Origin of the sequence: Corynebacterium sp., assembly GCF_030532195.1 — a bacterium.
Lineage (GTDB): Bacteria > Actinomycetota > Actinomycetes > Mycobacteriales > Mycobacteriaceae > Corynebacterium.
In genome coordinates, this window is record NZ_JAUNLP010000005.1 from 120,695 (window position 1) to 143,442 (window position 22,748).

Annotated in this window: 18 protein-coding genes and 1 pseudogene; 11 read left to right on the forward strand and 8 right to left on the reverse strand. The window is 60.0% G+C overall.

All coding sequences use genetic code 11. From position 1 onward, the window contains the following. Nucleotide 1: 1 nt before the first annotated feature. A complete protein-coding gene (locus Q4E11_RS06955; RefSeq protein ID WP_303164733.1) occupies nt 2-2,770 on the reverse strand; it encodes a multicopper oxidase domain-containing protein in 2,769 nt (922 codons plus the stop codon). Between the two features lie 79 nt (nt 2,771-2,849). Then, nucleotides 2,850-3,857 carry an LCP family protein gene (locus tag Q4E11_RS06960; protein WP_303164735.1) on the reverse strand — a complete coding sequence of 336 codons (1,008 nt, stop codon included), beginning with the start codon at nt 3,855-3,857 and terminating at the stop codon, nt 2,850-2,852. 650 nt (nt 3,858-4,507) lie between these two features. On the opposite strand from Q4E11_RS06960, the pseudogene Q4E11_RS06965 reads away from it, so the two are divergent. The 6 genes and pseudogenes from Q4E11_RS06965 (at nt 4,508) to Q4E11_RS06990 (ending at nt 12,209) form a co-directional block, all read left to right on the forward strand. Continuing rightward, nucleotides 4,508-6,142: pseudogene (locus Q4E11_RS06965) on the forward strand (polysaccharide biosynthesis protein). A gap of 76 nt (nt 6,143-6,218) precedes the next feature. Beyond that, nucleotides 6,219-7,451, forward strand: a complete 1,233-nt coding sequence (locus tag Q4E11_RS06970) for a lipopolysaccharide biosynthesis protein (protein WP_303164737.1) — start codon at nt 6,219-6,221, stop codon at nt 7,449-7,451. A 9-nt stretch (nt 7,452-7,460) separates the two neighbouring features. Beyond that, the gene (locus Q4E11_RS06975; RefSeq protein ID WP_303164739.1) at nt 7,461-8,651 is read left to right on the forward strand and encodes a glycosyltransferase family 4 protein; all 1,191 of its coding nucleotides are present in this window, start codon (nt 7,461-7,463) and stop codon (nt 8,649-8,651) included. After that, nucleotides 8,652-9,812, forward strand: a complete 1,161-nt coding sequence (locus Q4E11_RS06980; RefSeq protein WP_303164741.1) for a DegT/DnrJ/EryC1/StrS aminotransferase family protein — start codon at nt 8,652-8,654, stop codon at nt 9,810-9,812. Then, a complete protein-coding gene (locus Q4E11_RS06985; RefSeq protein ID WP_303164744.1) occupies nt 9,809-11,548 on the forward strand; it encodes a hypothetical protein in 1,740 nt (579 codons plus the stop codon). The genes Q4E11_RS06980 and Q4E11_RS06985 overlap by 4 nt, the downstream gene beginning before the upstream one ends. 10 nt (nt 11,549-11,558) lie before the next feature. Continuing rightward, a complete protein-coding gene (locus Q4E11_RS06990; protein ID WP_303164746.1) occupies nt 11,559-12,209 on the forward strand; it encodes a sugar transferase in 651 nt (216 codons plus the stop codon). Here the strand turns inward: Q4E11_RS06990 and Q4E11_RS06995 are convergent. Both Q4E11_RS06995 and Q4E11_RS07000 read right to left on the reverse strand, forming a co-directional pair. Further along, the gene (locus Q4E11_RS06995) at nt 12,193-12,888 is read right to left on the reverse strand and encodes a NeuD/PglB/VioB family sugar acetyltransferase (RefSeq protein WP_303164748.1); all 696 of its coding nucleotides are present in this window, start codon (nt 12,886-12,888) and stop codon (nt 12,193-12,195) included. The genes Q4E11_RS06990 and Q4E11_RS06995 overlap by 17 nt on opposite strands. Nucleotides 12,889-13,001: 113 nt before the next feature. After that, nucleotides 13,002-14,315 (reverse strand): hypothetical protein, encoded by a 1,314-nt coding sequence (locus Q4E11_RS07000; protein ID WP_303164749.1) that lies wholly within the window; start codon nt 14,313-14,315, stop codon nt 13,002-13,004. Between the two features lie 428 nt (nt 14,316-14,743). Here Q4E11_RS07000 and Q4E11_RS07005 point away from each other — a divergent pair, with 428 nt between their 5' ends. Both Q4E11_RS07005 and Q4E11_RS07010 read left to right on the forward strand, forming a co-directional pair. Further along, nucleotides 14,744-15,037 carry an RNA-binding S4 domain-containing protein gene (locus tag Q4E11_RS07005; protein WP_303164750.1) on the forward strand — a complete coding sequence of 98 codons (294 nt, stop codon included), beginning with the start codon at nt 14,744-14,746 and terminating at the stop codon, nt 15,035-15,037. 3 nt (nt 15,038-15,040) lie between these two features. Beyond that, nucleotides 15,041-15,922 (forward strand): VOC family protein, encoded by an 882-nt coding sequence (locus Q4E11_RS07010; RefSeq protein WP_303164752.1) that lies wholly within the window; start codon nt 15,041-15,043, stop codon nt 15,920-15,922. A 3-nt stretch (nt 15,923-15,925) separates the two neighbouring features. Here the strand turns inward: Q4E11_RS07010 and Q4E11_RS07015 are convergent, their stop codons facing one another. The 3 genes from Q4E11_RS07015 to Q4E11_RS07025 form a co-directional block, all read right to left on the reverse strand. After that, a complete protein-coding gene (locus tag Q4E11_RS07015) occupies nt 15,926-16,693 on the reverse strand; it encodes an NYN domain-containing protein (protein WP_303164753.1) in 768 nt (255 codons plus the stop codon). A gap of 119 nt (nt 16,694-16,812) precedes the next feature. Next, nucleotides 16,813-17,997, reverse strand: coding sequence for an isocitrate/isopropylmalate dehydrogenase family protein (locus Q4E11_RS07020; RefSeq protein WP_303164754.1), 1,185 nt, complete (start codon nt 17,995-17,997; stop codon nt 16,813-16,815). A 70-nt stretch (nt 17,998-18,067) separates the two neighbouring features. After that, complete coding sequence (locus tag Q4E11_RS07025; RefSeq protein WP_303164755.1) at nt 18,068-18,616, reverse strand: thiamine biosynthesis protein; 549 nt, start codon at nt 18,614-18,616, stop codon at nt 18,068-18,070. 114 nt (nt 18,617-18,730) lie between these two features. Between Q4E11_RS07025 and Q4E11_RS07030 the strand changes: the two genes are divergently transcribed. Genes Q4E11_RS07030 through Q4E11_RS07040 form a run of 3 tightly spaced genes read left to right on the forward strand, consistent with a single transcriptional unit; the run spans nt 18,731 to nt 21,692 of the window. Further along, nucleotides 18,731-19,807 carry a hemin ABC transporter substrate-binding protein gene (locus Q4E11_RS07030; protein WP_303164756.1) on the forward strand — a complete coding sequence of 359 codons (1,077 nt, stop codon included), beginning with the start codon at nt 18,731-18,733 and terminating at the stop codon, nt 19,805-19,807. Between the two features lie 14 nt (nt 19,808-19,821). Beyond that, nucleotides 19,822-20,913, forward strand: a complete 1,092-nt coding sequence (locus Q4E11_RS07035; RefSeq protein ID WP_303164758.1) for an iron ABC transporter permease — start codon at nt 19,822-19,824, stop codon at nt 20,911-20,913. Further along, nucleotides 20,910-21,692 (forward strand): heme ABC transporter ATP-binding protein, encoded by a 783-nt coding sequence (locus Q4E11_RS07040; protein ID WP_303164760.1) that lies wholly within the window; start codon nt 20,910-20,912, stop codon nt 21,690-21,692. The genes Q4E11_RS07035 and Q4E11_RS07040 overlap by 4 nt, the downstream gene beginning before the upstream one ends. Nucleotide 21,693: 1 nt before the next feature. Here the strand turns inward: Q4E11_RS07040 and Q4E11_RS07045 are convergent, their stop codons facing one another. Continuing rightward, nucleotides 21,694-22,389, reverse strand: a complete 696-nt coding sequence (locus tag Q4E11_RS07045) for a hypothetical protein (protein WP_303164762.1) — start codon at nt 22,387-22,389, stop codon at nt 21,694-21,696. Between the last annotated feature and the right edge of the window lie 359 nt (nt 22,390-22,748).

Here is a 22,748-nt window from a genome sequence, read left to right on the forward strand (position 1 = left end):
GTTATTCAACCACCACGTCGCCGCGTGCTCCCATTTCGGCATGCACCATCTGGTGGTCAACGAAGCGGTACGTGCCCGGCTCCGGGAACTTGGCCTCAACATAACCGCCCTGTGCGGCACCGAGGTCAAGAGCTTGGGCACCGCCCACGCCGTCGTCAAGCAACAGCGCGCCTTCCTTGTACACGCGGTGGAACTGCGTGCCTACGATGTGGAAGCTCATGCCCTTATTCGGGCCTGCGGCCAGTAGCCAAAAACGCACCGTCTCACCTGCGCGAATGCGGATGGGGTGAGTGAGGTATTGGTCGGGATAGCCGTTGTACTTGTAGATGTCGGGGTCTTCAGCCATGACCTTGTCAGCATCGGGGCCGGCTTCGCCCCAATAGCTTTCGGACTGCACCAGCAGGACCTCGTGGTCGACTTCCGCGAGATTTGGCGGATCGATGATGACCGCGCCGTGCATACCGGCGGCGATGTGCATCGACATGGGCATAGTCGCGCAGTGGTACATCCAGATGCCCGCGCGGTCGGCACGGAAGCGGTACTCAAGCTTCTCACCAGGGGCGATGTCGCGCATCGGCTCATCCGGCGAGACAATGCCCGCGTGGAAGTCAATGGAGTGGCTCATTGTGCCGTCATTAATGAGCGTGACGACGAACTCGTCGCCCACCTTGCCGCGCAGAGTCGGCCCCAACGGTTTGCCGTTGTAGACCCAGTGCTGCTGTTCGACACCCGGGGCTGCGTACCCAGTAAATTCGCTGGCCCGCAAGGTGACGTGGTGAACCGTGGTGTCTTCGGCAGGCTCTAGCATCGGGTTGATGGTAGGGGAGTCCGGGCCGGGTTGCTCGCCAACCTTGCCGAGCGCGCCAGGCGTGGCGTGGTCAGCGTGGCTGCCGTGACCTGCAGGATCCGCGCCGGGCTGGGACTGTGGCTTTGCTTGGCGGGCGGTGTCGGAGTCTGCGCCACCGGACCCACCGGAGCCACCAGCGTTGACCGTGAGCGTCATGCCCATCTGGCGGTGTCCGGCAATGGTGCACCAACCGTCGATGTCACCGGGAACGACTGGCACTTCGATGGTGGCGGAGTCACCAGGGGATACACGGCCGGTGTCCTCGCCGGTGGCCAGGCGCAGGTCATGGACCTGGGAGTCGGCGTTGACCATGGTGATGACCAGGCGGTCACCGGGATTGGCCTCGATGACGTTCGGGGTATAGGTCATATCGCGGGCGGTCACGGTAACATCGACTGTCTCCCCAGTGGGTGCGACATCGCTGGCGGCCTCCGTGCTGGTTGCGCCAATGCCGCCGCCACCGCCACCGCTGAGTGCAACGCCCACGGTCACCACCAGCCCCAATACAGCCAGGGCAGCGGTGGTTTGAGCACCGAGGCGACGCGCGGTTGCCTGCAACTCGACCGGCTTCGGCGACGGCTCCTTGTTGGCCATTGCCTGTCGGCGTGCCTTCAATGCACCAATCTGTGCCTTTGCGGCACGGCCAACAAGTGGCAGGTAGGACACCAGCGCAAGGGAGACCAGCGCAGAGACCGCCACCTTAGTCCACGATGGCAGCGGCAACAGCCACAGAGCCAGGCCGATATTAATAGTCGCCCATCGGAACGCACCTGCGCGATCCAGTTCCTTCATGCCGGCGGAGACTGGGCCAGCTCCGCCGCCAATGGTGGACGGCAGAAGTTGGCTCATGACGCCGATGAGCAGCTGCGCACCAAAGCCGATGACCAGTGGCAGGGTGAGGGACGAGATGACGAAGCCGTCGTCAAGCGCCCGGAACGTGGCGACGATGAGTGCGCCGATTAACCAGACTACGGCGGCGGCGACGGACAGCGCGGGGTAGCTGAGGCGGTCGCGTGGGTCCTTGGCGACGGTGATGACGTTGTGCGCCCACGGGATGGCGGCGATGATCCAGCCGATGGCGATGATGCCGAGGCCGACCGAAGCGAGCCAGTTGATGCTGGTCAGAGCGCCAATTGTGGTAACGGCGATGCCTGTGAGCTGTACTGTCAGCGCCAGTGTAGGGCGGGAGTGCGACGACATCTGGGTGCGCCACAGTGCCGGAAACATGGTGATGAGCGTGCCACAGGCCGCGAGTCCGAGGAAGCCAATGAGGTTCACGGCTTCGTGGGCGAGCAGGAGGTCGTCGTGAAGCGCTTCGCCCTTCGGGGATGCGAGGATGGCGCCGAGTGCAGCGCCGATGGGGAGCAGGCATGCGGACGCGACGTAGTGCGCGACGGAGATGGCAAATGGTCGATCGCGCTTGGCCATCAGGTCGCGTCCGAGGGAGACCGCGTGCCACGCTACGGCGACGCCGACGACCGTTGCGCCGACGGTGGTCACTGGCCACCAATCGCCCAGCTTGCCGACGACCGTTGCGACAATGCCCGCGTTGAGCAGGTAAATCCTTGCCAGTTGAATGCGCCGGTCATCATCGGGCACGTCGATTTTCAGTAACTTCTCGGTGAAGTGGCGGCTCCAGACCAGGATGGAGTTGGTGACTGCGCCGAGAGTAAAGAGGTGTACCAGCAGCCAGCGGCCATCGGAGACGAATGGGTGGATGAGCGCGGCCACGATGATGGCGGCAAACCACCAGCGCACTGGCATGCCAGCCTTGCGATGCCAGGACATGCGGCGCTTCTTGCCCGGCTTTCCGGGCTTGGTGCCTGGTGCGGCGGACTGAGCAGGTTTAGCTGGTGAGTGAACGTTGGTGGTGGAGTCTGGATTCGGATCCGGATTCGAGTGTGGTGTGGCGCGCGACGACATGCATCTATAATACGCATAATGTATGCGCAATTAATATGGCGATTTTCGGATGAGTTTCGGCTGCGTGTGTAGGGCTCGGTTAGTTGGTCAGGTCTTCGCCGTCCTTGTAGGCCTGCCAAAACTGTTTGGTCTGCTCATTCCACACTACGTTGACGCCGTCGTTGGCGGCGCGAGTGGGGAGCTTGGCGGTTGTCACTGGGGTAGATGCGGCTCGTTGCAGTAGGTCACGAACCTCATTGAGGCCTAGCGTCGTGGCCGTCCCGTTGGTGAGGGCGCTGAAGAAGGCTTTGAATTCCTTCATGGAGCTAACCGAACCACTGCTGTCGATGATTCCCTCGCCGCGGTAGTAGTCCAGCAGAGCACCCATGATTTCCTGCTGGTGATAAATGCGTGCCAGGTCGCTGCCGCCAGCTTCTGTTTTGCGTGTGCGCACTTGGCGGACGACCTCTTGGCCGGAGAAGTGCTGAGTGGTCAGGTTGGGATTTTCATCATTGGGGTTGCGGACGATGCGTCCCTTGTCGTCCACGGGCAGGTCAGCGCCGTCGAGGCTGTCGATAATGGCGGCGGCGCCGTCGAAGGTGGTGGCAATGGTGCCATCAATGGGGATGCCGGATGCGGCCGTGATTGCCTGAGCTGCGCAACTCATTCCCGCCTGGGCAGCGCCCTCGCCCTTTTTATCAGTCACGGAAGCATACGAAAAAGCTGAATTGAGCTTGTCCTTTTCGTTGGTTTTAGCAGTGGCGTGATCACCTGTACATGGTGGTAAGTCAACAAGTGAGTCACGGGGGATGGAGACGATGTCAATCCATGAGGGATTGTGACGGATGCGCATCAAGGTGATGACATCAGAGCGTCGCCCTGCCATGGATGAACCCGCACCGTCGATGCCAAGAAGGAGAATGTTCTGCTGCTCGGAGGTGTTGCTATCGGCGACATTGTCGGATTGGTGTGAGCGCCCTGCGAATAGCAGTAATCCGGCGAAAAGGAGTGCCAGTACTACGAGCACCGCAATAGCGGTGAGAAGTGCGGCAGTAAAAGGCCGCCGGCTGATGAATGAGCCGGATTGTCTCGCAGGGGATTTTTGCATGTGCTTCAGTCTATCTTGTTAATTAATTATTCCTACGGTTTTTCTTTATAGCGGTATTTTTCGAAACCGAGTACTTATTCTTGTAAAAGTAATTAAAAACTAATGTCGGATAATCGTTAATGCGGGTCATCGCCATTAATTAATCCACATTTTCATAATAACGGTGTTAGCTTCGCCGGGGTCTAAGTGAACGAGTAGTTACCGATGACAAAACATGCTGTGACCAGGTACGACCTTTGGTTATTCATGGTGTCCAAATGGCTACCCGCAGCGAGGTGTGCAATTGTTTTATCCATGCTGTAAATGTCGATTAGTTGCCTTATATTTGACGCTCATGGACAAAAACTGTCCGTCAGTTAAATAGTGTTTTTCCGCAGTAAAAGGCTTACAACATGTTTATTCGAGATTGGCGAATGCTCGCCTGGGCAGTACTCGACGTCTTTGCCTGGTTAATTGCACTGGCTGCAGCAAACGGATTTACTCGAGGCGAACTGGTATCCCTTTCTGAGGTCGCAGGTACTAATTTTGCCGTTGTCGCGGCAGGAGCATTTGTGTTCTTACTGCTCGGCATCTTGTTTGGTGAATACACCAATCCTCAGCGCGTCTGGCCGGGCAGCCGTACCGAGGACATAATTCTCCTGGTAATGAGCATGGGCGCTGCCGCCACAGCGTCCGGCCTGGCTCAGGTACTCAAGACATTCCCAGAAATTGAGTGGCACGTTCCGTTTACTGGCGGTTGCGCAGCGGCACTCGTTAGCATTTTTGCCCGGACCATTGCGCGTTGGGTGAGCACTAACTTCGGCGCTCGTTCACGCGCTGAACGCCTGATTGTTCTGGGTGCTGGCCGTCGTGCGAAATACTTCATCAACAGTCTGGCGGACTCCGGTTCCTCCCGCGATAGTCAATTCCGCATCGTTGCGGTGGTGGACCCGGAAGAACATGCTGAGTACCGAATCACGCGTCTCCACGGTATGCGTGTCGTCCGCGGCATGGATCAGCTTGGTGATGTCGCATCGCGCACCATGGCAGAGTCGGTCATCATCGTTACCGATGAGCCACTGTCCACCGAGAGCATCAACATCCTCAACCACATCTGCGAGGAATCTCATCTGCGCCTTCTGGTTCTTCCTCCGGTAGAGGAGTACGCCCGTCACCGCGGTGCACGCACGACGGCGCAGATCCGCGAAGTCAACATCGCCGACCTCATCGGTCGACAGCCACTGCACCTGGATGAAACCAAGGTCGCATCTATCATCCGCGGAAAGAAGGTGCTGGTCACCGGCGCCGGCGGATCCATCGGCTCCGAAATCTGCCGCCAGGTACATCGCTTCAATCCCGCCGAGCTGATCATGCTCGATCGCGACGAGGGTGGTCTGCACGCCACGCAGCTGTCGCTGACTGGTACGGCGCTTCTCGACGGCTCCGATACCGTCCTGGCCGATATCCGTGACGCGGAAATGTTGACCCAAATCTTCCTCGACCGTAAGCCTGATGTGGTCTACCACGCAGCGGCGTTGAAGCACTTGCCGCTGCTGGAGAGTTACCCATCGGAGGCTGTGCAGACCAATGTCATCGGCACTCAGAATGTGCTGAACGCGGCAGCTGCAGCCGATGTCTCGACCGTTATCAATATCTCCACCGATAAGGCTGCTAACCCGATTTCGATTCTTGGTGAGTCCAAGCGGGCAGCTGAGCGCCTGACCGCGCATATGGGTCAGAATCATGATGGTGTCTGGGCATCGGTTCGTTTCGGTAACGTCTTCGGCTCTCGTGGCTCTGTGATTACTACCTTCCAGCGTCAGATTGAATAGGGTGGCCCGGTCACGGTTACGCATCCGGATGTTCAGCGCTACTTCATGACCATCCCGGAGGCCTCGCAGCTGGTGCTGCAGGCAACCGTGGTTGCCGAATCCGGCGAGACATTGGTGCTGGAAATGGGTGAGCCGGTCAAGATTGCCGACCTGGCAAAGAAGCTCATCGATCTCAATGATGCCGATGTGGAGATTACATATACCGGTCTGCGTGAAGGCGAGAAGATTTCTGAGGATCTCGTTGATGATCGCGAGGATGCCAAGGTTGGTGACCGTCACCCGATGATTACCGAGGTGCGAGTGGTGCCCGAACCACTGGATTCACAGATTGCATACTGCACGCATGACCACGACGCAGCACGACGTTGGCTGGCCGAGCACGGCGGTTCCTTCGACAACTGCGATGCATGGGAGACCAACAAAGAGCTTCAGGGGGCAGTCGGGGCTGCAGTGGCCGGCTCACACCACCAGTAGTTGAAATAACCAAAAACTAGGATGAGCTTTTACCGTGACTGAAATTAGCTCCACGAGGCCCGGGAAAACTGGCCAGATGAAGCGCAGAATCGGCACGATTGCGACAATTTCGGCGGCCTCAGCGCTAGCCGCAGTTGTCGCTTTTGTGGTCAGTATTCTCTCTGCGCGTGTGCTGGGCCCCACCGGCCGTGGTGAAGTCGCCACAGTCCTGCAATTTGCCTATATCGTGGCACCTTTCGTGGGCTTTGGCGCTGACCGTTTGCTGCTTCGCCGTGATGACCACAATTACGGATACATCCCCAGCGGTCTTGCCATGACTATCGTCGCACTGGTCGCTTGCGTCATCGCAGGTGTGATCTACGGGCCATGGACGGCGATGGCGGGCATCGTCGCTCTAGTCACCGTGTCCTTTTCGATGGTCCGGGCAATGGCCATTAGCCGTGGCCGTATCTCCTTCTTCGTCGCAGTATTTATCGGCTTTCAGGGCTCGGTGCTGTTAATCAGTACTGCGCTCTACTTCCTCGGTGTCGAGGATTGGCGCTGGTGGGCAGCTGCCTACATCTTCCCAGCACTACCGCTGGCCGCCTGGTCGCTGGCGAAGTCTCGAATGCATACCGACGCCAAGGTCGGCGGCATCGCGGAGACCGCCCGAGCCAATGCGCCTTTTATCGCCTCTGGTCTCGGCCCACTGGCAACAACTCGCTTGGGTCGTGTCCTCCTGCCGGCATTGGCGTCACCAGCATCGCTGGGCCTTTTCGTGGTTGTGGCAACGGCCACCGAGCCGCTGTACTGGGTCGCACAATCCGTTGCCGACCAGCGCACCAGTGAGGAACGCGGCCGCGAACTCACGGCCTCTCGAATTCTGCGTCACCTCGGAGTAGTCACCCTCGCCTACAGCGTGCTCGGCGCCGTCGGTGGTGTGGTGCTCTACTTCCTCATCGAGCCAATTTTTGGCCAGGAATTCGAGCCAGCCAAGGAATTGGTGCTGCCACTGACCATCGCGGCAGTCATTCTCGGCTGCTACCGCCACCTGTGCGGCGAAATTCTCGGCAGCGATAACCCCCGCCGCATCGGCGGTGTTGAGCTGGCCTCCGCCGTTATTGCCGTCATCTTCTATCCCATCGGCATTCTGCTTGGCGACGCCCTGGGACTCGCCTGGACCAGCGCAGTCGTTTACCTCGCCGCGGCAATCGTCGCCGCAATCGTGCTGCTTCGCCCAAGTAATAACGCGGCAACCACCGTAAGCACCAGCTCCAACGAATCCACCACAACAGAACAACTCCCCGTTAGCCCAGTCGAGGAAGCTTAAGTAACCACAATGCGTATTACCTACATCCACCAGCACTTTGTTCTCCCCGGCGAACCGGGAGGTTCACGCCCCTACGAGTTCGCCCGTCGCATGGCCGCAGCCGGCCACGAGGTCACGATGATCTGCGGTCGAGATGAAGCCATGGACAAAACCGTTGATGGCATCCATGTGCGTCGTCTAGCGATTCCATACCGCAATGAGATGTCGAAGCGCGAGCGCATCGGCAGTTTCCTGAACTTCCTCATGCGCGCCTCCGTGGTGGCGGCGCGTGTGCCTGCCGACGTCATTTACGCTTCTTCGACCCCGCTGACTGTGGCGGTGCCGGGCATTGTGGCGAAGTTGACCCAGCGCGCCCCGCTGGTAGCTGAGATTCGTGACCTGTGGCCGGAGGTGCCCATCAAGCTGGGATACCTCAACAATCCGGTGGCGATTTTCCTGGCTAAGCAGCTGGAAAAGGCATTCTATGCAGCATCGACTGAGGTCGTGGCACTGTCGCCGTCGATGGCCGATGGTGTCAAAGATGTCGCACCGAATAAGCGTGTGACCGTGATTCCGAACGCGTCCGATTTTGAGCGCTTCGATGTTCCGGCCGACCAGCGTGCGGTGTTCCGCGACGAGCAGGGCTGGGGCGATGACGTTGTAGCGGTCTACGCCGGTGGTTTCGGTATGTCCTACCAGCTGGAATGGATTGTCGATCTGGCCGCACAGCTGCGTCGTAATGGTGTGGACAATGTGCGCTTTGTGCTGCTGGGGCAGGGAAGTGACTCCGAGGCGCTCTATCAGCGCGCCAAGGACGCTGGCCTTGATGCCGATGCCATGTTCCTGGGCCGTCAGCCGAAGGAGGATGTCGCCAAGTTTGTCTCTGCGGCAGATGTGGCGCTGTCCCCGCTGCGCGATGATCCCTGCTTGGAGGGCAACTCCCTGAACAAGGTCTTTGATGCCATGGCTGCGTCAAGGCCAGTGGTGTTCAACCACGGTGGCTGGTTGGAAGAGGCCGCCACCGACCACAACTCCGGTTGGCGTCTGCCGCGCGATATTCCGGCGGCGGCCAAGCGATTTGCCGAAATCATCTCCGACCGCGACGAACTGCGTGCAGCGGGTCAGCGTAACCGCCAACTCGGCGAGGAGCGATTCGCCCGCGACAGCCTGTACAACCAGCTCATTGAGGTGCTGGACCGTGTCCGAAAGGCGAGGAAGTAAATGACCAACAACGAACGAATTTTCCTTTCAGTCGCAACCGTCACCGAGCTGGAAGAACAGGCGCTAGTTCGTGCGCTGCACTCCGGTTGGGTCGCGCCACTTGGCCCCGAGGTCGATGCCTTTGAGGCTGAGATCGCGGAGCGCTGCGGGGTGGATCACGCGCTAGCACTGTCCTCCGGTACGGCGGGTCTGCACCTGGCGCTGCTGGCGCTTGGCATCGGCGAGGGTGACTACGTCCCCGTGTCGACCATGACATTTGCGGCCACCACCAATGCCATCGCCTACGTTGGGGCCACGCCGGTATTTGTTGATGCCGGCAAGGACGGCAATATTGATCCGGAGTTGCTGCTCCGCACCGTCGATAAGCTCCTTGCCGAGGGCAAGCGTGTGCCCGCAGTCATCGTCGTGGACCTGTTCGGGCGGTGTGCCGATTACCCGGCGTTTGCTCCGCGCTTAAAGGAGCTCGGCATCGCGCTGATTGAAGATGCCGCTGAGGCGCTCGGCGCGTCCGTTGACGGCAAACCCGCTGGTAGCTTTGGGCGAGCAGCGGCGCTGTCGTTTAACGGCAACAAGATTATGACGACCTCCGGTGGCGGCATGCTGCTGTCCGACGACGCCGACCTGATTGCCCGCGCGCGGTACCTGTCCACGCAGGCGCGCCAGCCGGTCGCGTGGTACGAGCACACCGAAATCGGCTACAACTACCGCCTGTCCAACCTGCTCGCCGCGCTGGGGCGCGCGCAGCACTCGCGACTCGACGACATGATCGCTCGACGGCGCGAGATTCGCGACGCGTACATTGAGTTGCTCGCCACGCTTGACGACGACGCCCCTGGTCACGGTACCCGCCTGCTGTCCGACTCCGATGATCGTTTCACCGAAAACTGCTGGTTGACCTCCATTGTGCTGCCACAGAAGGCCGTGGATGAGGGCGTGCTGAGCCCGGATAGCGTCATTGCGGCGCTTGGCGAGGCGAACATTGAGGCTCGTCACCTGTGGAAGCCGATGCACCTGCAGCCGGTGTACGAGGGCTCGCTTGCCACCATCAATGGCACTGCTGAGAATCTCTTCTCCCGCGGGGTTACTCTTCCAAGTGGCCCTGCGCTGGACGATGACGATGTCGCACGGGTCATTGGTGTGTTGAAGGAAGTGCTGGGATGACAAAAACGCTCGATAAGTGGATTGATTCGGTGGCCAAAATGACTGTCGTTGAGGAAGTCATTTGGGGCCTCACCATTCTGCTTGTTGCATTGTGGTCGGATCCGCTGCAGGGTGCTCAAATCGGCACTGTCCTGCTTGCGCTGTTTTGCCTGCGTGCCTTCATCGGAAGTGGTGGCCGAACAATCACTCCACTGGGCGTCTTTGCGCTGGTCACACTCTTTACCGCTGGTTTTCCCGCCTATGTTGCGTGGGATGATGACCGCATTACTTCGGATGCACTCCGAGGGGCGGTGACACTGACCTTCTTCCTGACCGTTGTGGCCTGTGGATTGTCATGGCGCGCAGCTGGGGCGTTTCGTCGGGACAAAATGGTGCTTCCGGGGGCTTATTTATACAGCAGTATTGGCGTTGTGCTGTTTGCCCTGGGATATGCCATTCGCAGCTCTGAGTCGCTTCCCGGCATCATTATCGAAAGCATCGCAGTCGCTGGTGTTTTCTTAACCGCGATTGGCGCATGGTGGTCGCGGTCAAAGGTTTGGCTGTGGCTGTCATTTCCCGTAGTTATCGCTATGACCGCGGTCTATGTTTTACAGATTCACAGTGGTCAGGGGCGACTTCGTATCGCCGCACTAGGCCTTGGCCTCCTGCTTATGTTCTCCATCCGTTTCCGGGGCATGTGGATTAAACTCCTGACCATCCTCGCTGGTCCGGCGGCGTTGATGGTCTTTTCCATGCTGCGTAAGGCACACCAGGAGAGCATTAATAAAGGCAACTCTGCCAACCGTACCGGCCTTGAGTCGCTGACTGACCCCTTCGTTACGTTTGCCAATCTGCTTGACCTTCACGAGCAGGGGCGCTTTGATTTTCAGGGTGGCAAGAACCTGTTGACCCCACTCACACCTATTGCGCCGGAGAGCTGGGATTTGCCCCGCGCAATTGGCTACGAGCTGGTTAAGTACTGGAAGCCAGAAAAAGCAATCCCGAAGTATGACTGGTATTCCGTGGCGGCCAACGCCACCGGTGAGTGGTACTGGATGGGCGGCATCTCCGCCGTGGTTATCGGTGCGTTAGCTGTTGGAGCTTTCCTTGCGCTGCTCAACTGGGCAATAACACGTGGGTATGCCGGACTTGAGAAGAACTGGTGGGCAGCAGCGCTCTTTATTGCCGCAGTTACTTTCGCATCAGGCCTTGGTGACATGGTGTGGGGCGGCCTGCACATCTACTGGTATCGCTCCATTCCGCGCGTGATTTTGGAAATCGCTGTCGTCGCCTTCGTTGCCATTGTTCTTTGGGTAATGGCTGCAGCTCGTGGCACTAAGCCGGAAGAAGTCGTCATCGATAAGGCGACCGACACCGATGACCAGGTCCACTCCCAGGCCGACATCCCAGTTGCCTTTGAGCCGGAGGTCGACGAAACGGCTGAAGAAAAGGCCGCAGAAAAGGACGAGGTGGAACCGGTTACTCAGCTCGCAACGGAACCAGAACCCGCAACCGAGCCCGAGCCGGTGCCAGCGCCGGCCACCGATACCGCGAAGCCTGTTGCGCCGGAGCCGGAGCCGACGGTGGCCGTCGTCAAGCACGATGCACCTGACAACAAGAAGCTGCAGATTGCGGCAGCCGCACTTGCCGCGGCCGGTGCGGCAGGCGCGATTGGTTGGTTGGTCAGGAACCGTTCGAATGCGGAAGTCGATGCGCGCGCCCAAGAGCTATTGCGCGAAGTGTTCAACGAAAAGTAGGAGATAATCAATGGATTCACTGAGCATTCGCGTGCAGCGAGCCGTCAAGCGCGGCATCGACATCGCAGCATCTGCAGCGGGCTTGATTGTGCTATCGCCGGTTTTGGGCGCCACGGCGCTGGCCGTACGTCTGTCCATGGGCAAGCCCGTTCTGTTCCGTCAGGAACGCCCAGGTCAGGATGGCAAGCCGTTCAACATCCTCAAGTTCCGCACGATGCACCACGTCAATCCCGCCAAGGGGCTTATCGACGACGCTTCCCGCCTCACTGAGGTAGGAAGATTCCTTCGCTCCACAAGCTTGGACGAGCTCCCGGAGCTCATCAATGTCCTGCGCGGAGACATGAGCCTTGTCGGCCCGCGTCCCTTAAGGATGAAGTACCTCGAGCGTTATTCACCGCGGCAGGCACGACGCCATGAGGTGCCGCCGGGAATCACCGGGCTTGCGCAGGTGTCCGGCCGCAATGGCATCACCTGGGAAGAGCGTTTCGAGTACGACGTGCAGTACGTAGATAATTGGTCGCTGCTGCTCGACGCGAAGATTCTGCTCGACACCATCAAGGTGGTGCTCAAGCGTGAGGGCATCTCAGAAGATGGTCAAGCGACCATGACCGAGTTCACCGGCTCGTCGGAAAAGGATGCCTCAGTTAACGCAGATTCTTAATCACACCTGCGGGAACGCCGGCGACCACGGTGTAATCATCGACATCATCGGTGACTGCAGCCCCGGAGCCGACATAGGCTCCCTCGCCGACGGTGAGGCCCGGATTAATCACGGAGTTGGCACCGAGCGTGCAGGCCTCACCAAGCGTGACAAAGCCCGATACCGCATTGAGCGGAAAGATAGTGCAGTAATCCCGCAGCACTGCATCGTGGCCAATGGTGACATTCATATTGATTTGAGCATGCTTACCGACCTCAATATTGCAGGTCAGGCGAGCACCGGGGCAGATGACCGTGCCCTCGCCAATGTTGACGAGCGCACCAATGCTGGTGTCCGGATGAACCAGAGTCGCAGGAATGAGCGCCTCAGCATTTGCATGTCGAGCAATTGACCTCCGCGCTGCACCGCTGCCAATCGCAACCGTGTAGTAGACGCCCTTGGGCAGGTCCGCAAGAACCTCCGTGTCACCCAAAAACTGCACACCCATCTTGTGGAAATAGGTCATATCCGGAGTGCCATCGTCAATGATGCCCAGGATCTCCCATTGCGGTGGCAGCCCATTGGCCTGCGCATATGCATTAATGTCGTTGATGAAGCTGACCACATTGCGGCCGAATCCACCAGCACCGATGATGACAATCTTCTCGGTTTTCTCGCTATTAATCCACGGATTAGGCATGCCGCTTATTATCCCACTGCAGAGGCGATTTCGCGGCAGACGCCACCGATGCCCACGCGCGTAGGCGGTGGGGCGGAGTGCTGGGGCCGTCGTAAAGCGCGTAGAGCGTGTGCTTAACGACGTTTCAACTCGCCGTACTCGATACCTCCGTAGGCGACCGTCGGGTTGAGGGGCCACTGACGCTTCCACGACGCGCACTCGGAGGAGGGGAGAATCTGCTTCCAGTGCGGGTGAGCCTTGGAGTAAGAAGCCATGGTCTTCTCCTTGACCATGGAGTCGTACTGGTCGATGGAATCCTCCAACGTATTAGCGTTCAGGACGACTTCGCGCTCATAGAACGCGGCCTGCGTGCGCAGGCCTGGAATCTTGGACAGCTCGGGGTGCCAGGAGTCGGCGGCCATGCCATTTTCGGAGGAAATCCACACGCCATCAGGCGTATTGATGCACAGCGAGTGATTGCCGTCCGTGTGGCCCGGAGTCCACAGCAGGGAAATACCGACACCGATCTCGACATCGCCCTGGAAGGTGGACAGCACCTCGCGGTCGACGCCGTCGAGACCGCCATCGACGTACCAAGAGGCCTGCATTGGGTGCTGCGACTCAAACGTGCCGAGCTCCGCCTCGTGGACCAACAGGCGAGCGTGCGGGAACAGCGGCTCGAAGGGCTTTTCACCAGGTGCCGGCGCTGCGGTGGAGCCCATGATCATGCGCGGATCCTGGACGTGGAGGTGGTCGAAGGAGACGTAGTCCACGTCGTTGTTGCTAAGGCCCACGGACGGCAGGATGTTGTCCGGGTCGTTGAAGAGCTTGGCCATGATTTTCTCGGAGCCCATCTTGTACATGGTGGACATGGCCTTGTTTAGCCACTTCGGACCGTTGCCCTGGCCAATCAAGTTGCTGTAGAAGCCGGCTTTTTTGGAGCCGTCGGCAACGGTTGGCTCCCACACCAGCGTGCGCGGCACCCCGTTGAAGTCTTCATACTGAATGACCAGCATGCGGTTGATGATGTTAATCAGCGGGTTGATGTGCGGAGTGTAGTTCTGGAAAGCGTACTGAGCAGGGTAGGGCGCAGCCGCAATGTCGAAGGACTTCACACCAAGGACCGTGCCCTGCTCCAGGAAGCGGTTGCGGTATTTCACAGCTGCCTTGCGAACAGCCTCCAGGCGGTCACCGCGCGGCCAGATGTTGTGCACGCCCTCGAATTCCGGGATGGGGCGGAAGGTCGGCGGGTCAACGAGCTCGCGCTTTTGGGCGATCTCCGGGTCGTGGGCGTACGGGTCATGCGGGCTGCTGGCCCATTTGTCGGCGCGGCCTTTGGTGAAGTTGCTGGTGGTTGCGGTCGTGTTGGTTGTAGTCGTGTTGGTTGTGGTCGCGCCTGCGGATTCAGTAGGCGCCGTGGACTTGGTGGCGGTTTTGGCAGTGGTCATCGCCAGTCCTTTCGTTTTGAAGCTGAATGATTGACCACAGAATAAGCACCTCAGATGTATTTGTGTTGGGAAATAGAAGTATTTCTCTATTTTTCGGGGTTGGCGTGGACTGGTGGGGAGGTTGGTGGGGTGTGGTCCTCGGGCTGCGGAGGGGCTTTGGCGGAGCCGGCCGAGAAAGTGCTTAAGTTTATGGCACTTTGATGCCGATTTTCATGCCGATTTTTGCCATAAACCTAGTCACTAACTCACAGATTGGCGCGGGTGAGTGCGGTCTGGCGTGGACTGGTGGGGCTGCAAATGTGAAACTGGGCGGATGTGTGCACCTTTCGGCCCGATTTAGGCCCGTTTTGTTCATACGCAGCTCCAGTTTGTGAAGCAGTCAGCCACCACTAAGCCACCAATCCACCACATATGACACACTAAAAGGCATGGAGCCTATCGATGTCTCAATCCGGGATGAGTCCATTCGTCTCGGGCAATTCCTGAAACTGGCAAACCTCGTGGAAACTGGCGGTCTGGCCAAGGAGCTCATTGCCGAGGGGCAGGTCCAGGTCAACGGCGAGGTCGACACCCGCCGCGGCAAGGTCCTGCATCCGGGGGACGTCGTCTCTGTCGGTGACATGGCCGCCCGTGTGGCCAGCGCCGATGAGGACGACGATGACTACTTTGATGAGGCCACCGCCGACGATGACTTTGATCCTGAAAAGTGGAGGAACCTGTAACTCATGCCCGCATTTCCCGCCGAATTTGGCATGCCCCTGCGCGTAGACCTGGTTTCGGCCGCGCCCCGCAAGACCGAGCGCTTCTATCGCGGCGTTCTCGGTTGGGCTTACCGCAATACCGCGCCGGTTCATGAGAATGCTCGCGAGGCATCGGCTGGCCGCCGCATTGCGATGCTCTCCGGCATGCCGGTATCGGTGCTGCTAGAGGCCGATAAGGACGCGGAAAACGCGTTCGTCAATTCCTGGCGCGTCAATTTCCATGTCGACTCCGCCGCAGGGGCCGTCGAAAAGGCGCGCGAGCTCGGCGCGGAGGTCTTCCAGGAACCGACCCCGCTTGTCGACGGATCCACGATGGCCGTCGTTTCCGACCCAGCCGGTGGCCTCATTGGGCTGCTGGAACAGCCGGGTGAGCAGGCCTTTATTGCTGCTGGCGAGCCCGGCACTCCGGTGTGGTTCGAGCTGGTCGCAGGCCCAGAGGAAACCTTCGACCAGGTTGCGGATTTCTATCACAAGTTCTTTGGCTGGGAAATTGCGGTGCGCAACAAGAATGAGCACGGCACCTTCGCAGTCGCGATGGAGGACGGCGCACCGTTTGCGGGCTTGGTAGCCAGCTCGGTTGCAGCGCAAACTGATGCGGCTGATAAGAGTTTCGTCGGTTGGCTGGCGTACCTCGGTGTGGAGAACATCGATACCGCTGTGGCCAAGGCTGAGGAACTTGGCGGCTCGGTGCTGGTCGCTCCGCAGGCCACTGAGTTCGGTCCGCTGGCAACGGTGCAGGACCCATGCGGTGCTGCCGTTGTTCTGTGCGAGGTGCCGCTGCCACCGGAGGAGGACATCCGTGAGTCCGATCCGCTAGAGGGCATTGACCTCAGCCAGTTCCAGTAGGGCTCAGAGCTCTTCGTCATTTTCTTCGCTGGGATCCTGATCACCGATGAAGTCAATGTGCAATGGATCGTCACGGTTTTTGGGCGGTTTATTTACGCACTCGCGAATGCCATCAATGTGTTCGCTAAGGCTGTCAGTGATTGGGGCCCACATCGGGTCGAGAATGAAATCTATCCCAGATCTGCGGGCATGTTTGGCTGCAGGCACGAAATCGCTGTCGCCCGAGATCATGATGATTTGATTCACATGTCGCTGTTCAGCGAGAGAAGCGATGTCGAGGCCGATTCTCATGTCCACCCCTTTTTGAGAAATATCAAGGGTGAAATCATTTTCGGTCAGCTGAGAAACATCGATAGTGCCACGACAAAGCCTCTTGAGTGGGGTCTCTTTTAGGGTGTATCCACCTTGAGTTTCAAGAGGCTCCCCTCTTCTAATCGCAACCTTTCGCTTTTTAGCCAATGCAGCGAAGAAGTCATTGGTCCAGGTAAAGAGATCGCTTTTACCAAGGTTGACTTGTTGCTGGAGCAATGGGTGATAAACAACCCGTTGTGACGGTGGACAGTCGTAGTAAAAGATTCGGTACAGTCCAGCGCGCGATTCACGTATATGGCGATGGCAGTATTTGACCAGCTCATCAGCACGTTCCTCTGCGGTCTTATGGCCAAAAAGTGTTGCCGCACGTTTGCGGTAAAAGCCACCATCAACAAGCACTGCTGTAGTGATCTCACGTAAAGGTACTGCACGTGCAGCGCCATACTTGTTTTTACTCATATTTCTTTCCCCTCCCCATATGAGTAATCCCAGTCATCGGCGCTCTCCTTATCGGCGGAGGGTCAACGGCTGGGATTGATAGCAACCACTTTAATTGCGCTTCTTTATCGCGTCAATGCCTACAACCCCAGCTCCGAGCGCACTGCAGTCACAAACTCGCTGGTAGTTGCGGTGCCGCCGAGGTCCGGAGTGGGTGCCGTGCGGGTCGCGGCATAGACCGCCTCGCGCAGCTGTGCGGCCGGGGCGAGCTCTAGGCTCGGGTGCCCGAGGTGCTCGGCGCACATCACCGCCGAGAGCAGGAAAGCCGCCGGATTGGCAATGCTGCGGCCTGCAATATCCGGCGCCGAACCATGCACCGGCTCGAACACGGCAAAGTCATCACCCACATTCGCCGACGCCGCGAGCCCCAGCCCACCAATCAGGCCGGCACCAATATCGCTGAGTAGGTCACCAATCAGGTTCTCCGCGATGACCACGTCGAAACGCGCGGGGTCGGTCACCAACTGCATCGCCACTGCATCCGCATTGGCAAAAGTAAACGTGACCTGCGGATACTCCTCCGCAACCTCCTCAATCACACCGCGAATCACGCGCGCCGACTCCCGCAGGATATTCGGCTTGTCCGCCACCGTCACCGTCGGCGGCGCAGCGGGATCCGCAGCCGCCGCATGCCGCGTGATGGCCATCTTCGCCGCGGTCTTCGCCAGTCGATGCCATGCAAAAGACGTGGTCACGCGCAGGGACACCGCTACGTCACCTCGCTTTTCGACGGCGCGAGCCACCGTCGAATCCTCAGCCACCTCTGCCCATAGGTGGTGGTGTGGGGTGTTGGTCGGGGCGTCGTAAGGCGGGAGACAGTAGTCGTGGCTGTAGAGGCCCTCGGTGTTTTCGCGGATGATGACGAAGTCGGCGGCCGCGCCGGGCAGTGTGACCGGGCGGATGTTGGCGTAGAGGTCGAGGCGTTGGCGCAGTTGGAGGATAGGCGAGCGGTACGTCAGGCCGGTGCCGCGCAGGTGGTCGGCAAGCTCGGCTTCGGCCTCGCGGACGGGCTTGGAGGTGATGGCGGCCAGCAGTGCGGCGTCGCTGCGCTCAAGCGTGTCCCAGGTTTCTTGCGGGACCGGATTGCCATGCTCGCACCACTGTGACCAGCCGATATTCGCCTGCTCGAGGTGCCAATGCGGGAAGACCTCAGCGATGAGGCCTTGGCAGGCAGCGGTGATTTCGGGGCCGATGCCGTCGCCGGGCAGAAGCGTGATGCGACGTGGTGTCGCCTCGGTTGGGGTTGCGGGCTGGTCAGTTTGCATGGCTTTTAGCCTAAAGCTGCGGGCCCCGCGCCCGTGCCGCTTTGGGATACTTCGCGGCCTATATTGCGGCCTACTTGGCGAACGTCACCGGAATCTCAGTGACATCCTCGAAACCCTCGGTGTGGTCGCCGAAGAGCTTCAGCACGCACTCCTGCTGAGTGCAGTCGACAGCCTCACCGGTGGGGACGACATTGAGCTCGAAGTGTGCGGTGTTGTCCTCGGCAATCGGAGTGGTGCCGCCGGACTTGGTGGTAATCCACTGCTGCGACTGCGTACCGGCGCTGCGATCACCGGTGCAATCCGGCACCGGATTGCCCGGGGCGTTCTCGGCGGCACACAGCGCGGCGTAGTAGCCGTAGTCCGGGTCGAGGCCGGCGAGGTCGACCGAGATGACATCGCCCTCCTGCAGGTCATTGACCGGTTCGGCCTCCATGGTCACCTCACCGGGCACCGGCGCCGAATCCTCCTGGCCATCCTGCGCGCTGCTCTGCGACGCTTGCGATTCCTGTGCGTTCTGCTCGGCTTCGTCCGAACCGCAGGCGGCCAGCAGCGGCAGCGCGACCACGGCTGGAACGGCCAAAATGGCGGCGCGGCGACGGAGAGCACGAGTCAAAGTCATTGTGAGCGAGATCCTTTCCGAAGGCTCGAAAATTATGTCTAATAATTATTCACATTATTATTGCATTGATACAGGTCGCTCATCTCCGCGCAGCGCCAGCTCACAAGGAGGAATATGTCCATCGTGCTCGCCCGTCGTGCCCGCACCATTGCCGGAACACTTTTCGCAGGAGTTCTGGTCGCAGGCCTAGTCGCATGCGGCTCCGACGAGGCCGCAACGCAGGGCAGTGCGTCGTCGGCAAGCACTAACGGCGTGACGACGGTCCCACGCGCCGCCACCATCTCCGCCCACGGTGCCGCGCATGCGGATCTGCCTTCGGAAAATCCGGAGGTGCTGCTGAAGGATCCGAAGCCGGCGGAAGGCAAGGACTACCAGCGGATTCTCACCCTTGATCGCGCGGGTGCGCTGAGCCGCGCCGTGTACACGCTGGGGCTGGGTGACCGCCTGGTCGGCCGCGATTCCACCTCGGATTTCCCGGCGGTCAAGGACCTGCCGAACCTCACCATCGGTGGGCATTCGATCAACGCCGAGTCAGTGATGAAGCTGAAGCCGGAGCTCATTATTACTGACGGTTCGATTGGTCCCAGCCGCGTGTTCGACACGTTTGAAAAGGCGGGTATCACCGTCGTGCACGTGTCGGAGGAGCGCACGCCGGAGACCATCGACACGCTTATCGACGAAGTTGCGGACGCAATCGGTGTCGCGGATCAGGTGGCCCCGGTGAAGGAGCACATTGACCAGGAGATGCGGGCTGCCACGGAGTATGCGCAGGCCAAGGCCGATGGCCGCAAGATGATGATTCTCTACGTGCGCGGTACCGGCGTGGCCATGATTGCCGGGCCGGAATCCGGTGGACGTTCCCTGATTACTCGCCTCGGCGGTGTGGATGCTGGTGAGGACGTGGGTATCCAGGGTGCGTTCACGCCTATTACGCCGGAGTCGCTGATTGCGGCGGCGCCGGACACCATCATTGTCATGACCGGCGGGCTGGAGTCCGTCGGCGGCATTGAGGGACTGAAGGAGATTCCGGGCATCGCGCAGACACCGGCGGGCAAGAATGAGTCCGTGGTGGACGTGCCGGATTCGCAGCTGCTGTCCTTTGATGCGCAGTCGCCGCGGGCCATCCGCGCCATTGCGGATGCACTCTACGGCTCGGGGGCCGGTGCCGATGCCGGCAAGGCCGAGGGGTAGTGACCAGCTGAATTATGCAAACGACTGCGCAAACGACTGCGAAGAAAACTAATCCCCTCAGGCAGGCCATAGTCTTCATTGGACTGGCCGCCGCGCTGATTCTGGCCATCGGTTGGTCGGCCTCGGTGGGCCAATTCGGTGCCACAATCGGCGACTCGTTGCGCTCCATGGCGCGGCTGGTGTTCGGCGGTGGCTTAAGCGACAACCCCGAGCCCATCGACACCGTGCTGTGGCAAGTGCGACTGCCGCGTATTGCGCTGGCAGGCCTCGTCGGTGCAGGTCTGGCTCTCTCCGGTGTGGCTCTGCAAGCGGTGTTCGGCAACCCGCTTGCAGAGCCCGGCCTCATCGGTGTCTCCTCCGGCGCCGCCGTGGGCGCTGCCACCGCCACCGTGCTGGGCACTGCCGCCGGTTTAAGTGGTGTCCTTGGCGGAGCGTTGACCGTCTTCGCCAGTAGCTGGGCCATCGCTGTTGCGGCGTTTATCGGTGGCGCCGTCGCCACCGCAATCGTGGCAGCCAATGCTCAAGGTGGCCGCGATATTGCGCGCATCATCCTCATAGGTGTGGCCGTCAATGCGATTTGTGGTGGCCTGGTCTCACTGCTGACGTTCGTGGCCTCCACGGCTGCCCGCGACCGCATTGTGTTCTGGCAGATGGGATCGTTTGCCAGCGCTACCTGGTCGCAGGTCATCATCATCACGCTGGTGACAGTCCCGGCCGTAGCCGCAATGTGGGCAATCTACCGCAAGTTGGACATCCTGAGCCTAGGTGAGACGCAGGCCCGTCACCTGGGTATTAACGTCGTCAAGCTGCGTCGCGCCATCATCTTCGGCACCGCGCTGGTCGTGGCGGCGGGCGTGGCGTTTTCCGGCATTATCGTCTTCATCGGCCTGGTCGTGCCACACGCCGCGCGGCTGCTGCTGGGGCCGGGGCACCGCACGCTGATTCCGGCGTGCATCCTCGGCGGCGCGCTGGCCACCACGCTTGCCGACCTCGCCGCCCGCACCATGATTGTCGGCGCCGACCTGCCGCTGGGTATGCTCACCTCGATTGTCGGCGGCCCGCTGTTCTTCTGGCTGCTGCTGCGTTCGAAGAGGTCGGTGCAATGACGGAAATCCATTCTGGCCTGGGCATTTCTGCCCAGAATTTAAGCGTCACACTCGGCGGGCACCGCATCCTGCACGACATCTCCATCGAGGCTAAGCCCGGCGAAGTAACCGCTCTGGTCGGTCCCAACGGTGCCGGTAAATCCACGCTGCTAGCTGCACTTTCCGGCGACCACGATCTAAGCGGCGGCGACGTGCGCATCGGCGAGCAATCCATCTCCGAGCTCTCCATCGCCGAGCTGGCCCGCTACCGCGCCGTGCTGGTGCAGAGCCAAGAGCTCACCGTGCCATTTACCAGCCGCGAAGTTATCGACTTCGGCCGCAGCCCCTGGGGCAGCATCGATGAAAAACTGCAGGCTGAGGTCATTTCTGAATGCGATGTCGCCCACCTCCTCGACCGCGAAGTCCCCACTCTCTCCGGCGGTGAGCGCGCCCGCGTCCACTGCGCGCGCGTCTTCTACCAGGACACGCCTGTCGTGCTTCTCGACGAACCGACCGCCGCCCTAGACCTTCACCATTCCGAAAAAATCATGGGAATGATGCGCGCCCGCGCGGCGGCGGGCAAAGCTGTGGTCGTGGTTCTGCACGATTTGTCCGCCGCAGCGGCGTATGCCGATCACGTTGTGGTGGTGGCGCAGGGGCGCGTCGTAAAGCAAGGTCTACCTGCGGAAACGCTGGATGCGCAGACTGTCAGCGAGGTCTACGGCATTGGCGTGGAAGTGCTCCATGACTCCGCGGGCAACCCCGTGCTGGTGCCGCACCGGGAGCCGCGGGAGCGCTGAACTAGCCGATGTACACCACTGCGTTGCGGCCGCCCGTGCACTTGATGTTGTCCCCAGAGGGGCGGCACCACATGCTGTAGGTCAGCTTGGTTGTGGGGCTGTATGCCCTGATGGTGCCGGATTCCGCGCCGGTGGAGTTGCGGTAGCGGATGTAGGCGTTGTGGACGCTGTTGACGAATGGATCGCTGGTGGTGGATGTGCCCTTCCACGCGCTGGAGAGATTGCCACCGGCCAAGCTGCGTGACGAGCCGGAGTATCCGGAGTTTCCAGAGCCTCCGGAGCTTGGCACCACCACGGTTTCGGTCTGGGTGACCTGTGGTTGCTGAACTTGTTGCGGCTGGGGTTGGGTTTGTTGACCCTGGTTTTGGCCTTGCGAGTTCACGGCAGCCTGCGTGCTGGCGGCATTGGTTGCATCATCTTTGGTCAGGGTGACGTAGAAAATCGCTCCGACCAGGCCCAACAGAACCACAACCAGGACGGAAATCAGCGCGATTATCGCAGGTGAGGTTCCCGACTTCTGCTGTGGGTAGGCCGCCGGAGCTGCGTATGCATAGGTTGGGTTCGGCTGCATCACGAACTGCGGCTGCTGCGGCTGCTGCCGTGGCTGTGGTTGCTGGGCCGGTGGCTGTTGGCCTTGATTGGGGTAGATGGGCTGGAAAGATCCGGTTTCGGGATTGGAGAACTCATTATTCGACATGGGGGCAGCGTCCTGGTCTTAAAAGAGGCGGAGGGGATTGGAGGAGGCCGTGTTTCCCCGTGGTGAGCCCAACCCGCTTAGCGAACAGCTTCACCATCTCCGGAAACGCGGTTTACGCTTTTGATTGTATGGCCAAGAAAACCTCTGAGCGCGTTATGACTTTCCTTCCAGCGCAATTTGTGAATTAAGTAAACCCAAAATGAGGTGGCGACACCGCGGCATCCCCGCGGCATCCCGTGGCGACCCGTGGCTGCCCCAAGAAAGTGACGAGGTTTATAGCAGTTTGGGCGCTGATTTCGGCTTGTTTTTGCCTTAAACCTAGTCACTAACTCGCAACTTGGCGCGGGCGAGCGCGGCTA